Annotated in this window: 15 protein-coding genes and 2 pseudogenes; 11 read left to right on the forward strand and 6 right to left on the reverse strand. The window is 40.4% G+C overall.

The annotated features are described in order from the left end of the window. Positions 1 to 9: 9 nt before the first annotated feature. The 5 genes from FTU79_RS12190 to FTU79_RS12210 all read left to right on the forward strand — a co-directional run bounded on the left by FTU79_RS12190 (position 10) and on the right by FTU79_RS12210 (position 2868). The gene (locus FTU79_RS12190; protein WP_180050320.1) at positions 10 to 381 is read left to right on the forward strand and encodes a hypothetical protein; all 372 of its coding nucleotides are present in this window, start codon (positions 10 to 12) and stop codon (positions 379 to 381) included. An 11-nt stretch (positions 382 to 392) separates the two neighbouring features. Next, positions 393 to 1067 (forward strand): LrgB family protein, encoded by a 675-nt coding sequence (locus FTU79_RS12195; RefSeq protein ID WP_180050323.1) that lies wholly within the window; start codon positions 393 to 395, stop codon positions 1065 to 1067. A gap of 248 nt (positions 1068 to 1315) precedes the next feature. Beyond that, positions 1316 to 1768, forward strand: a complete 453-nt coding sequence (locus FTU79_RS12200; RefSeq protein WP_111884999.1) for a DUF2147 domain-containing protein — start codon at positions 1316 to 1318, stop codon at positions 1766 to 1768. 60 nt (positions 1769 to 1828) lie between these two features. Next, on the forward strand, positions 1829 to 2278 hold the full coding sequence (locus tag FTU79_RS12205; protein ID WP_168379558.1) for a DUF2147 domain-containing protein: 450 nt from the start codon (positions 1829 to 1831) through the stop codon (positions 2276 to 2278). 143 nt (positions 2279 to 2421) lie between these two features. Next, positions 2422 to 2868, forward strand: a complete 447-nt coding sequence (locus tag FTU79_RS12210) for a DUF2147 domain-containing protein (RefSeq protein ID WP_180005129.1) — start codon at positions 2422 to 2424, stop codon at positions 2866 to 2868. Between the two features lie 53 nt (positions 2869 to 2921). Here the strand turns inward: FTU79_RS12210 and FTU79_RS12215 are convergent, their stop codons facing one another. From FTU79_RS12215 to pdxA, 4 genes are read right to left on the reverse strand one after another with little or no spacing between them, the layout of a single operon-like run. Next, on the reverse strand, positions 2922 to 3767 hold the full coding sequence (locus tag FTU79_RS12215; RefSeq protein ID WP_180050326.1) for a symmetrical bis(5'-nucleosyl)-tetraphosphatase: 846 nt from the start codon (positions 3765 to 3767) through the stop codon (positions 2922 to 2924). A gap of 6 nt (positions 3768 to 3773) precedes the next feature. Then, positions 3774 to 4586 carry a 16S rRNA (adenine(1518)-N(6)/adenine(1519)-N(6))-dimethyltransferase RsmA gene (gene rsmA, locus FTU79_RS12220; RefSeq protein WP_180011634.1) on the reverse strand — a complete coding sequence of 271 codons (813 nt, stop codon included), beginning with the start codon at positions 4584 to 4586 and terminating at the stop codon, positions 3774 to 3776. A gap of 30 nt (positions 4587 to 4616) precedes the next feature. Next, positions 4617 to 5474 (reverse strand): pilus assembly protein PilJ, encoded by an 858-nt coding sequence (locus FTU79_RS12225; protein WP_180050329.1) that lies wholly within the window; start codon positions 5472 to 5474, stop codon positions 4617 to 4619. 21 nt (positions 5475 to 5495) lie between these two features. Further along, complete coding sequence (gene pdxA / locus FTU79_RS12230; RefSeq protein WP_180011638.1) at positions 5496 to 6479, reverse strand: 4-hydroxythreonine-4-phosphate dehydrogenase PdxA; 984 nt, start codon at positions 6477 to 6479, stop codon at positions 5496 to 5498. A 661-nt stretch (positions 6480 to 7140) separates the two neighbouring features. Between pdxA and rplM the strand changes: the two genes are divergently transcribed. Together rplM and rpsI are read left to right on the forward strand one after the other, a co-directional pair. After that, positions 7141 to 7569, forward strand: coding sequence for a 50S ribosomal protein L13 (gene rplM, locus FTU79_RS12235; protein ID WP_004722943.1), 429 nt, complete (start codon positions 7141 to 7143; stop codon positions 7567 to 7569). 12 nt (positions 7570 to 7581) lie between these two features. After that, the gene (gene rpsI, locus FTU79_RS12240) at positions 7582 to 7968 is read left to right on the forward strand and encodes a 30S ribosomal protein S9 (protein ID WP_078190115.1); all 387 of its coding nucleotides are present in this window, start codon (positions 7582 to 7584) and stop codon (positions 7966 to 7968) included. 62 nt (positions 7969 to 8030) lie between these two features. On the opposite strand, the gene FTU79_RS12245 is transcribed toward rpsI, so the two are convergent. Continuing rightward, positions 8031 to 8276 (reverse strand): hypothetical protein, encoded by a 246-nt coding sequence (locus FTU79_RS12245; RefSeq protein ID WP_180011640.1) that lies wholly within the window; start codon positions 8274 to 8276, stop codon positions 8031 to 8033. Positions 8277 to 8440: 164 nt separating this feature from the next. Between FTU79_RS12245 and FTU79_RS12250 the strand changes: the two genes are divergently transcribed. From FTU79_RS12250 to FTU79_RS12260, 3 genes are read left to right on the forward strand one after another with little or no spacing between them, the layout of a single operon-like run. Beyond that, entirely contained in the window at positions 8441 to 9094 is a 654-nt protein-coding gene (locus FTU79_RS12250) for a glutathione S-transferase N-terminal domain-containing protein (RefSeq protein WP_180050332.1), read from the forward strand. 27 nt (positions 9095 to 9121) lie between these two features. Beyond that, a complete protein-coding gene (locus tag FTU79_RS12255; protein WP_180005136.1) occupies positions 9122 to 9550 on the forward strand; it encodes a ClpXP protease specificity-enhancing factor in 429 nt (142 codons plus the stop codon). A gap of 18 nt (positions 9551 to 9568) precedes the next feature. Then, entirely contained in the window at positions 9569 to 10210 is a 642-nt protein-coding gene (locus tag FTU79_RS12260; RefSeq protein ID WP_180005137.1) for a hypothetical protein, read from the forward strand. 141 nt (positions 10211 to 10351) lie between these two features. On the opposite strand, the pseudogene FTU79_RS12265 reads toward FTU79_RS12260, so the two are convergent. Beyond that, positions 10352 to 10692: pseudogene (locus FTU79_RS12265) on the reverse strand (IS3 family transposase); the annotation flags it as partial. A gap of 32 nt (positions 10693 to 10724) precedes the next feature. Between FTU79_RS12265 and FTU79_RS16605 the strand changes: the two are divergent. Beyond that, positions 10725 to 10850 (forward strand): annotated as a pseudogene (locus FTU79_RS16605) (hypothetical protein); the annotation flags it as partial. Positions 10851 to 11052 lie beyond the last annotated feature (202 nt).

Raw genomic sequence — 11052 nt, forward strand, 5'->3', positions numbered from 1 at the left:
AAGACAAAAATGGACTGGATCAAGCGCATCGACTGGAAAGCCTGGATAGGCACTATTGCATTAATTATTCTTTTCCGTGAAGGCGCGGTCTGGGTCATGAAGCAATTCAATCACCCCGAATTAGGCAATCTCGTCGGACTGATTAGCTTACTGATCGTGCTTTCATTTTGGAGAAAATTCAACAAAATTCCGGCCAGTTTGGTCGACACCAATAATAAAATCATGAAAGAAAGTGCCTTTGCCTTCTTACCCATTAGTGCAGGCTCATTGCTGATGATGATGCATTTAGGCGATGAAATTCCGATATTTTTGATTGTTCTCTTTGTCAGCACCCTCATACCGCTGTGGGTCTACGCAAAAATGTCTAAGAAATGGCTATAAGGAGAATCAACATGCTTTCAATCCTCTCTGGATTCATCATTACCCTGATCGCCTATCTTGTAGCAAAACCCATTAATAAAAAATTACCGCAAATCCCCGTGATTGTGATTGGGATGTTTTTCGTCATTGGTATGCTCTATCTGTTTGGCATTTCCTATGAAAGTTATATGACACAGGTCAATCCACTGTTCAATAACTTACTCGGCTATGTCACGGTGGCTCTAGCCATTCCTTTAGCAGCGATGCGTTACGATGACTTACCATTAAAAGCCGTAGGCGGGATTTTAGTCTTTGCCAGTATCAGTGCCGTTGCCCTCCCTATGGGGCTGGCTTATTTATTGCATTTGTCAGATCCAACCATTATGGCTTTTGCTACACGGGCAGTGACCACCCCAATTGCCATCAACATTGCGACGCTGCTGCATTCCCCGATTCCTTTGGTGATTTTGATTGTGATTTTATCAGGGGTGATTGGCGCAGCATTTTCACCCATCATACTCAAAAATATTCATGATGAACGTGCATCAGGACTCGCCTTAGGACTTGCTGCACATGCGATTGGCACAGCTCAAGCTTGGCAGCGCGGCAGCATTGCTGGGCGCTATGCAGCATTTGGCATGGCGGTAAATGCAGTCTTCACAGCAATCTGGTTGCCAACTTTCATACTCTATCTACAAAATATGTGACTGAGCAATCACTTTTAAATGATTGTTTTGTATAAAAAATAAACTTAATATAAATTCAAGGGTACGCCACAACACATTGAACGATGTGCTGTGGATGTTACATTTTTGGTAAAGTCACTTTTGTGCAACATGTCAACTTTCCCGAATAAAATGTAAATATTTATGCTTAGAGTAGTTGCTCTAAGTTCAGATATTACCTAGTATGATCAATAAACCCTCACAAAGTGTATTGATAAAGGATTATTAATATGATCGAAAAAAGTTTGAAATGGGCTGCATTATTCGGTGCTGTAGTAACAAGCTCTGCACTCTATGCTCAAGATCTTACAGGGACTTGGCAACAAATTGACGATAAAACCGGTTCGCCTAAAGCACTGATCGAAATTCGAAAAGATGCCAAAGACACCTATACCGGCAAAATTGTCAAAGTGACGCCACGTCCGGGTTATACACCAAAGGAAAAATGTGTGAATTGCCCTGCACCTTATACCAACCAGCCTATTTTAGGGATGGATGTATTTAAGGGGCTGAAACTTGAAAGTGAAAATACCTACTCTCAAGGAAAAATTATTGATCCTTTGGCAGGCAAAATTTACAGCTTAAAAGGCAAAATTTCTGCCAATGGTAAGCGCTTACATTTACGTGGATATCTGGGGATTTCCGCGATTGGTCGTACACAGACATGGATTCGCGCTGAATAAATTTTAAATTTATTCAGTAAATTGATTTGACATAGGTGAACCACCTACAGGGAATATCTGATGAAAAAATTAAAAGTGAGCCTCTTATTCTTAGCTGCTGTAATGAGTGGTTCAGCTTTTGCTCAAGACCTTTCAGGGACTTGGCAACAAATTGATGATAAAACAGGTTCACAAAAAGCCATTATTGAAATCCGTAAAGAAAGTAATGGCACATTCGTGGGTAAAATCATCAAAGTGACGCCGCGTCCGGGCTATACACCACGCGACACCTGCGTAAACTGCCCTGCACCCTACAAAAACAAGCCAATCTTAGGCCTTGATATCTTAACAGGTTTAAAACATATTGAAGGCACTAATAACTACGACAAAGGCCGTATTATTGACCCTCTTTCAGGCAAAGTTTACGACACAAAAATCCGTTTAAATGCCAGTGGGAAACGCCTAACTTTACGGGGTTATATGGGTGTTTCTGCACTTGGTCGTAGCCAAACTTGGATTCGCCAAGAGTAACCCCAAACAAGTAAAAAAACCGCCGACATGGCGGTTTTTCTTATTCCGAATATCTTCAAATTATTTTTAAATTAAAGTTGACTATTCTCATAAACTTTCTAACATACGTGCTCATAAATCATGCTTCTCGGGGACAAACGATCATGTTTAAAAAAATATTATTCAGCCTATGTACATTGGGTATGATGAATGTTGCATTTGCAAATGACATTGCTGGCACATGGCAACAAATTGACGATAAAACAGGAGCTGCAAAAGCAATTATTTCGATTCACAAAGAATCAAATAATACCTATACCGGTAAAATTATTAAAATTACACCACGTCCGGGCTATACACCGCAAAAAAACTGTAATAAGTGCCCTGCGCCTTATACCAACCAACCGATTCTCGGCATGGAAATTGTTAAAGGTTTAAAGCAAATTAATAATACGAATAATTATGAAAAAGGTCGTATTATCGACCCTCTTTCTGGCAAAGTTTATGATGCTAAAGTCCGCTTAAACAGCACAGGAAAACGTATTTCGATCCGTGCAAGTATTGGCGTTTCAGTCTTGGGTCGTAACCAAACTTGGATTCGTTTAGACTAATCCACACACCAATAAAAAAGCCGCACGAATGCGGCTTTTTTATTTTTAAATACTTACATTACAGGATTATCGACCGCAAACATGCACTGATCTTCTAAACGATAGGCCATCAACTGATTGCCCCAAACACATCCGCCATCCACATTTTGGATTTTTGCTGAAATGCTTTTTCCTTGTAAAGCAGCCCAATGACCAAAAAGAATTTGATGGGTCTGAGCTGCTTGTGACTCAAACTCAAACCATGGCTTAAAACCCTTCGGCATAGGGTCATCGAGTGAATCTTTAAAACTGAACTCTAATCGACCTTCTGCATCGGTTAAGCGCATGCGGGTCAAATAGTTGGTAATACAGCGTAAGCGCGCATGACCAGACAAATCATCCGACCATAGGTTCGGCTCTTTACCGTACATCACTTGAAGAAACGCATCGACCACATCAAAGTCGTCATGACCAATCACCGCTTCCACTTCCTTTGCCAAGTCTGCGGTTTGCTGCGCAGTCCAATTCAAAGGAATACCCGCATGAGTCAAAATGGTTTGCTCATTCGGAAATAGACACAGCGGCTGCTTGCGTAACCAATCAATCAAATCATCACTTTCTAAAGCGTGAATCACATCATCGATATTGTCTTTAGGATTGATATCCTTAATACCGCGAGCGCATGCCAGCAAAGTCAGATCATGATTGCCCAGTACCGTCGCCGCAACTTCACTATCCACTAATTTTTTGATGAACCGCAAAGCGCCTACCGAGTTTTCACCCCGTGCGACGAGATCACCGGCAAACCATATAAAATCTTGGTCTGCATCAAACTTAATCTCTTTCAGTAAAGCTTTTAATGCTTCAAAACAGCCTTGAACATCACCAATGACATAGTTATAGCGAATATTGCGAGTCATAATTATTTAAGCCACCATTTGATCTGCTAATGCGACAAATTCTGCAAGTGTTAGGGTTTCTGGACGCGCCATTGGATCAACCCCTGCATTTTCAAAACCATCTTCAACCAACATGCCTTTTAAGCTGTTACGCAAGGTCTTGCGGCGCTGAGTAAAGACATGTGAAACTAAACGCGCAAGCGCTTTTTCATCTTTCGCCATAATCGGTTTAACGGCATAAGGCTCTAAACGGAATACCGCAGAGGTGACTTTTGGCGGCGGATTAAATGAGCCCGGTGGCACTTCAAATAAAAACGTCGGTTTGCAGAAATATTGAATCATCACCGATAAACGACCATATTCTTTAGTATTCGGTGAAGCGGTAATACGGTCCACGACTTCTTTTTGCAGCATGAAGTGCATGTCTTTGACTTTGTCGCCAAACTCCAAGAGATGAAACAGCAGCGGAGTCGAGATGTTATACGGCAAGTTGCCAACCACGCGCAGAGGACGGCCTTCGGCAAACAGCTCGGTAAAGTCATATTTCAGCGCGTCGGTTTCAACAATGGTCAAGCGCTCAGGATGCGGCACACGGCCCGGCAAACCTGCAGCTAAGTCACGGTCCAGCTCAACCACAGTTAGAGCATCACATTCACCAATTAAAGGCGATGTAAGCGCGGCAAGACCGGGACCAATTTCGACAATATTGTCACCAGTACGCGGATTTACCGAACGTACAATTTTGGCAATAACACGTTGATCATGTAAGAAATTCTGTCCAAACCGCTTACGCGTGTGATGCCCTTCATCTTTTGGGTTTAGGGCATTAATTTGATACATAAAATTCTCCGCATAGGTTTATTACAACGATTACTGACTTGATTCAAATTCACTCAAGCGAGCAAAAATTTCTTCGGACTTGGCCACATTATCCCGAGCCGCGTTAATTACACTGAGCAATGGCTCTCTTTGTTTCAACAAAGCCATTGTTTCAGATTTCATCATTTCTTCAGTTTCAGCCTGAATGGAGAGCAAACTTTCACGCATTTCAGCATTGTTTACGCGCTCTACACCGAGTTCGGGATTACCATTCAGTTGAGCCTTCAAAAAAATATTGAAAGTTTCAAAATCTGCTAAAAAGTCATCTAAATCGTCTGGATGAATAGAATTTACATCAGTTAACTTCAGCAAAGAACTCAACATTCGTCCCGCAATATAGACTTGATTTTTGGCAATCATTGCTTGAATAGCTGAATTGTTTGCTCTAGCCATCATATCAGCCAGAATGTTATATTCAGCTTGAATACCTGGAATGGTTTCACTTACAAGAAGTTGATATTCATATAGCGCACTCAGGCTATTTTGATGCTGTACAAGCAGATCAATATTAGCATTGATTGCCTGTCCATCTTGAAGCATTTTATCAGCTCCATCACGATTCGCATATTTTTTATGCACCGCGGTCAGCGCTTGATTAAATTTTTGCTGATTATGTTTAAAGCCATCCACAGCACCCGGTAATGCAAAACGTATAAATCCTTCCGTCTGTTTTGGAATTTGCAGCGATAATACTTTTAATTCACAAAAATGATGATCTGTAGCGAGCGTTGAACATGCTGACAGCATCAACGCTAACGCAATCCCAAAAAATGGGCGAATGATCGATTTCGCCCTAAGCATCTTGTTATTTTCCTGTTTTATTTTTGATAATTTTTTACTATTATTCATATAAAATTCAAACCTTTATTATTAAGTTTCGTTATTTTTCGCACGTGCTAATTCTAAAGCCAAATCAACCGCCACCTGTAAACTCGAACTTTTAGCAAGACCAGTTCCAGCCAGTGACAGTGCTGTGCCGTGATCCACTGAAGTCCGAATAAACGGTAAGCCCAAAGTGATATTGATGGCTTCGCCAAAGCCCTGCGACTTTAACACAGGCAAGCCCTGATCGTGATACATCGCCAAAACCGCATCGGCATCTTTTAAATTTTCAGGGGTAAATAAGGTATCGGCAGGTAAGCTCAGGCTCATATTCACCCCTTGAGCGCGATAACGCTCTAGCACCGGATTGATCACTTCAATCTCCTCCATGCCCAAATAGCCATCTTCACCCGCATGTGGGTTTAGACCGCAGACTAAAATATGCGGATGATCTTTTTTAAATTTGGTTTTTAAGTCATGAATTAATATATCGATGACTTGATGCAAACGTTCTTGAGTAATGGCATCGGCTACATCACGAAGCGGTAAATGTGTAGTTGCCAATGCGACACGGAGCGTTTTGGTCGCAAGCATCATCACGACACGATCAACGCCTGCAAATTCTTGATAAAACTCCGTATGTCCGCTGAAATGGATACCGGCATCATTAATAATCGACTTTTGCACAGGTGCAGTTGCAACACCAACACTTTTGCCAGACATCGCATAATCTGCAGAACGCCGTAATTGCTCCAACACATAGGCTGCATTGTTCACATCTAACTGACCTGCGATGACAGATTTAGCCACAGGTACATGTTCCACATAAAGCTGACCTAGAGCTGCCGACGCTTCCTGCCCAACATAGTCAATCAGTTCAACTTCGAGCTTTAACTGTTGAGCACGCTTGATCAGCAAATCTTTATCAATAAGAACCACAATTGGCCTTTCATCTATTCGATTGGCTAAGCTCAAACAAATATCAGGTCCGATACCTGCGGGTTCACCGCTCGTGATATATAAAGGCAGCATGGGTCTATCCTGTGTGTGCAATAACATTATTATACTGTGTGATGCACATGACAGACCTAATTTTATTGACTAAAAATACCTGACAAAACTCAAAAATAAGCGCGTTGTACGACATTGTATGGAATGAAATCGAAAGCAAAACCTAAAATGTCAATGATCCAAATCAATGCAAATAAGAATCATAATGCCGCGCTGAACGACTGACACATGCTGCGGGTACTTCGTTATCAACCAAAAAGACATAACGCTCACAAGCAATAATCCAATCAACAGATAAACCAATAAATAACTAAGGAAAAATAAAGTGAGCATCATCAACAAAACGATGATCGCACCATCCGCCCCATGCAAATATACCAAATACAAAAAAGTTGGGCTTAAAATCAAGGTGCTACATAAGCCCATTAAATACCACCAATGTCGCAAAATAAGGGTTCAGATGTGTTTTTTAACAGATTAGAATTCGACATGATTTACTTTCATCCGCTTTTTTTATAATTTCTGGATTATCTACTGTTTATTGCTGAAGAAATATACTACAATACAGCGCTTGAAATTTTATATTTTCATTTGTGATTCTTCACGTATTCGTATAGAATCGCGTCTCCTTTTGTTTGGACAGCTTCCATAGTCCAAACCAACTATAATAGGTAGTGGTTTAATGAAAACTCTCAGCGCTAAGCCAGCTGAAGTTCAACACGACTGGTACGTTGTTGATGCTTCTGGCAAAACTTTAGGTCGCCTTGCGACTGAAATCGCTCGTCGTTTACGCGGTAAGCACAAAACTTCTTATACTCCTCACGTTGACACTGGTGACTACATCGTTGTTATCAATGCTGAGCAAGTTCAAGTGACTGGTAAAAAATCACTTGATAAGAAATATTATCGCCACACTGGTTTCCCTGGTGGTATTCGTGAAACTAATTTCGAAAAATTAGTTGCTCACAAACCAGAAGAAATCTTCGAACGTGCTGTAAAAGGCATGTTGCCAAAAGGTCCTCTTGGTTATGCAATGATCAAGAAAATGAAAGTGTACGCTGGTACTGAGCATCCACATACTGCTCAACAGCCACAAGTTTTGGACATCTAAGGGATACAGCACATGGCTACTAACTATGGTACAGGTCGCCGTAAGACCGCAACTGCACGTGTTTTCCTATCAGCTGGTACTGGTAAACTCGTAATCAACAACCGTTCTTTAGAACAATATTTCGGTCGTGAAACTGCTCGTATGGTTGTTAACCAACCACTTGAGCTTTTAGAAGCTACTGAGAAATATGACCTTTACATCACTGTTGCTGGTGGTGGTATCGGTGGTCAAGCAGGCGCTATCCGTCACGGTATTACTCGTGCATTGATCGCTTCTGACGAAACTCTTAAACCTGCTCTTCGTCAAGCTGGTTTCGTTACTCGTGATGCTCGTGAAGTTGAACGTAAGAAACTTGGTTTACGTAAAGCTCGTAAACGTCCTCAATTCTCTAAACGTTAATTCGTTTACCGAATCGGACAAAAAACCTTGGCTTATGCCAAGGTTTTTTTATGTCTTAATTTTTATGAAGATGATGCAAATAGAACAATGATCCGATAAACAAAGAGACTCAAACTCGCAATTAAGCATATAACCGACAGTGTTAGTGTAATTGTACAAATGGTCATTTTGCTTTTTTGTTCAGGACTATCATCCTCTGCTCCATAATCAGAGGCATAACCTCCAGCGAGTGCCGTATAAAAGCCAATGCCCATAAAAATAACTGCAGCAAAAAATAATATTTTTTGTACAAGTGCAATGGTCATCATGCGGTGACGATCAGGTAAATGAATGACATGAAAAGCTATCAGATAAAATCAAATAAAACAAAACTGTAATTTTCACTGTAGCTGCATTGATATTGCTAAAGTCTCCGTGATTTTACTGTCTAATTTTAGTATCCTATCTTATTCATTTCTCATCGTCTCGGATTATGTCAGTCGAAAATGCACCTCTCCAAGGAATTACGCTTTACAGTCATGCGGATGACTTTCGCTCACACTGGATACGCTATGTACTTGCAGAGAAGCAAATCAAACATAATTTAATTATTGCTGATGATGAAGACGAAGATCTTGCGAGTTTAAATCCCTACAATCAACTTCCGATGATGATTGAAAATGGCCTAAAACTCTATAACAGCAGTATTATTGCCGAATATTTAGATGACCGTTATCGTCAAAATAAACTGTATGCAGATGCACCTATGCCTCGTGCAGAGCAACGTCAATATGTATGGCGCTTCGAACAAGATTGGTTAAGACTGGCGGATATTATGCTTCGCCATCCCGATACCCTCGATGAAAAAGCCACGCAAAAAGCACAAAAACAATTACGTGATACACTCATTTCACTAACCCCCTTGTTTCAGCATTATCCTTATTTTATGTCTGAACAATTTAGCATGTTAGACTGTATGCTCGCGCCTATATTTCTGCGCCTAAAAGCCATGGGTATTGAGCTTCCCAAACAGCAATGCCGCCCTATATTTCTCTATTGCCAACGCATCTTTAGCCGTCCAGCATTTATCAAATCAATGACATTGCAGGAAAAAAATCGCTATAGCGAGCTTTTAGTAAAAAATTAATTTTCCATAAATATTCGAGTAAGCATTATGTCTGAACAGGAACTACAATTCACTCCAACACGTCCATACTTAACACGGGCACTTTATGAATGGATTTGTGAAAACCAACTTACCCCCTACCTACTTGTCGATGCGACACAGAATGGTACGATGGTGCCAGTTCAATATATTCAAGATGGCCAAATTGTCCTGAATATCGCACCTCATGCAACGCATGCGCTACACATGAGTAATGAGACGATTACTTTCTCTGCACGCTTTGGTGGCGTTTCGCAAAACCTCTATATCCCCTTTTCTGCTGTTCTAGGCATCTATGCACGTGAAAATGGTCAAGGAATGTTCTTCGATCCTCAAGAATATGAAGGTATTCAGAATGATCAAAATGCTTTAAAATCAAACGACCAAGAACAACAAGAGCAACCGAAGAAAAAACCGGGTTTAAGGTTGCTCGATTAAAGAATAAGGAAGCGAATAATGGCTTTTGATTTAGTACAATATTTTGTCGAACAAATAGAATCTCAAAAGCCTACGCTTTTAAGTCATTTAAATCGTGAAGAAAAACGACAACATTTACGTGAAATTAATGCTTTAACCTTAGGTGAATTGATTCATCAGCTCCGCAATAATGCTCAAAAGGTTTATCAAGAAATTACTCATCCTGATGAACTCTATATTCAAGAAGTTTCACGCCATCTGACCACCAATCCATCGAATGCATCAATATTAGAGCGCTCTGAACTTGAACACCTAACAACTGAAATTTTTCATTTACAATTAAATGAATTAAAGCAACTTCATGATACCGGCTCACACTCACCACAAAGCATTCAAGAATTACTCAACGGCCAAATTGAACACCTTTCTGGTCAAGCGGATGATTGGGTTTGGTCAACAAACAACCTAACAGAGCTCCTTGGTTCTAAACCAAATCTGCAAGAAGAGATATCATTAGAAGCATCAATGAAGGAGTTCAATCAAATGGTTAATCAACAACATACACAAGAAGACGTAACAACTGAAGTACAAGTACCGACTTGGTCAAAAATTGTAGAGCCAGTAGTTGCAGTGGTGATTCTATGGATTTTGGCATCTGCAGCATGTAATATTTTTGCTTAATTGACTTCATTTCTCTAAATCTATGACCTGCTTTTTAAGCAGGTTTTTTTTAATCGAATATTTAGGATATTGATATTTTAAATATAAAATTTACCCGATAAAGGTAGCCAAATAATGATCCCAGGCAGTATCGTGGACAACCTATCCCTCTAAATTCTTAAAATATTTCTGCTCAAAGGCTTCTGGGCTTAACCAACCATTTGCAGAGTGCCTTCTCACTCGATTGTAGTAAATCTCAATATAGTCAAACAAGACAACATTGGCTTCTTTTCGGGTCAAAAATACACTGCCATGTACCACATGACCTTTAAATGTGTGAAAGAAGCTTTCTGTTACTGCATTATCCCATGAGCAATATACTGCGCAAGGCCTCGTCTAGACATGCTTTGGATGCAGTTGTTCATCAATAATAGCGCTCTAAAATCACGACTACAGTGCTGTGAGCCTTGGTCAGAATGGACCATGATATTCGTTGGATACCCGCCCACAATTCAAATTATGCAGTCATTGGCTTATGTTAGCTTGGATGATTTCAGAAGAACGAACCATTCATGAAATTTTAAATAAACCCTTTTATCATCCAACTTTAGAAGAAGGGTTAAGAACTGCATTAAAGCATGCACGACGTCAGTTAAAATAATTTTATCGTTTTAGGTCGATTTATAGCGTTGGATTTCCAACGCTTTATTTTCGCCCCCTTTTATCTTTTTTCCACGCATAAAAAAACACCCCCTGAGATATCAGGGGGTGTTTCGAATAATGAGCTGGCGATGACTTACTCTCACATGGGTAACCCCACACTACCATCAGCGCTAAGAGGTTTCACTTCTGAGTTCGGGAAG

Source organism: Acinetobacter sp. YH12144, assembly GCF_013418345.1.
Taxonomy (GTDB): domain Bacteria; phylum Pseudomonadota; class Gammaproteobacteria; order Pseudomonadales; family Moraxellaceae; genus Acinetobacter; species Acinetobacter amyesii.

Excerpts from the sequence above, each read along its gene's own strand:
- FTU79_RS12200 (WP_111884999.1), top strand. The coding sequence starts at position 1,316 with ATGATCGAAAAAAGTTTGAAATGGGCTGCATTATTCGGTGCTGTAGTA.
- FTU79_RS12255 (WP_180005136.1), top strand. The coding sequence starts at position 9,122 with ATGTCTGAACAGGAACTACAATTCACTCCAACACGTCCATACTTAACA.
- FTU79_RS12225 (WP_180050329.1), bottom strand. The coding sequence starts at position 5,474 with ATGAATAATAGTAAAAAATTATCAAAAATAAAACAGGAAAATAACAAG.
- FTU79_RS12205 (WP_168379558.1), top strand. The coding sequence starts at position 1,829 with ATGAAAAAATTAAAAGTGAGCCTCTTATTCTTAGCTGCTGTAATGAGT.
- FTU79_RS12260 (WP_180005137.1), top strand. The coding sequence starts at position 9,569 with ATGGCTTTTGATTTAGTACAATATTTTGTCGAACAAATAGAATCTCAA.
- FTU79_RS12210 (WP_180005129.1), top strand. The coding sequence starts at position 2,422 with ATGTTTAAAAAAATATTATTCAGCCTATGTACATTGGGTATGATGAAT.
- pdxA (WP_180011638.1), bottom strand. The coding sequence starts at position 6,479 with ATGCTGCCTTTATATATCACGAGCGGTGAACCCGCAGGTATCGGACCT.
- FTU79_RS12195 (WP_180050323.1), top strand. The coding sequence starts at position 393 with ATGCTTTCAATCCTCTCTGGATTCATCATTACCCTGATCGCCTATCTT.
- FTU79_RS12215 (WP_180050326.1), bottom strand. The coding sequence starts at position 3,767 with ATGACTCGCAATATTCGCTATAACTATGTCATTGGTGATGTTCAAGGC.
- FTU79_RS12245 (WP_180011640.1), bottom strand. The coding sequence starts at position 8,276 with ATGATGACCATTGCACTTGTACAAAAAATATTATTTTTTGCTGCAGTT.
- rpsI (WP_078190115.1), top strand. The coding sequence starts at position 7,582 with ATGGCTACTAACTATGGTACAGGTCGCCGTAAGACCGCAACTGCACGT.
- rsmA (WP_180011634.1), bottom strand. The coding sequence starts at position 4,586 with ATGTATCAAATTAATGCCCTAAACCCAAAAGATGAAGGGCATCACACG.
- FTU79_RS12190 (WP_180050320.1), top strand. The coding sequence starts at position 10 with ATGGACTGGATCAAGCGCATCGACTGGAAAGCCTGGATAGGCACTATT.
- FTU79_RS12250 (WP_180050332.1), top strand. The coding sequence starts at position 8,441 with ATGTCAGTCGAAAATGCACCTCTCCAAGGAATTACGCTTTACAGTCAT.
- rplM (WP_004722943.1), top strand. The coding sequence starts at position 7,141 with ATGAAAACTCTCAGCGCTAAGCCAGCTGAAGTTCAACACGACTGGTAC.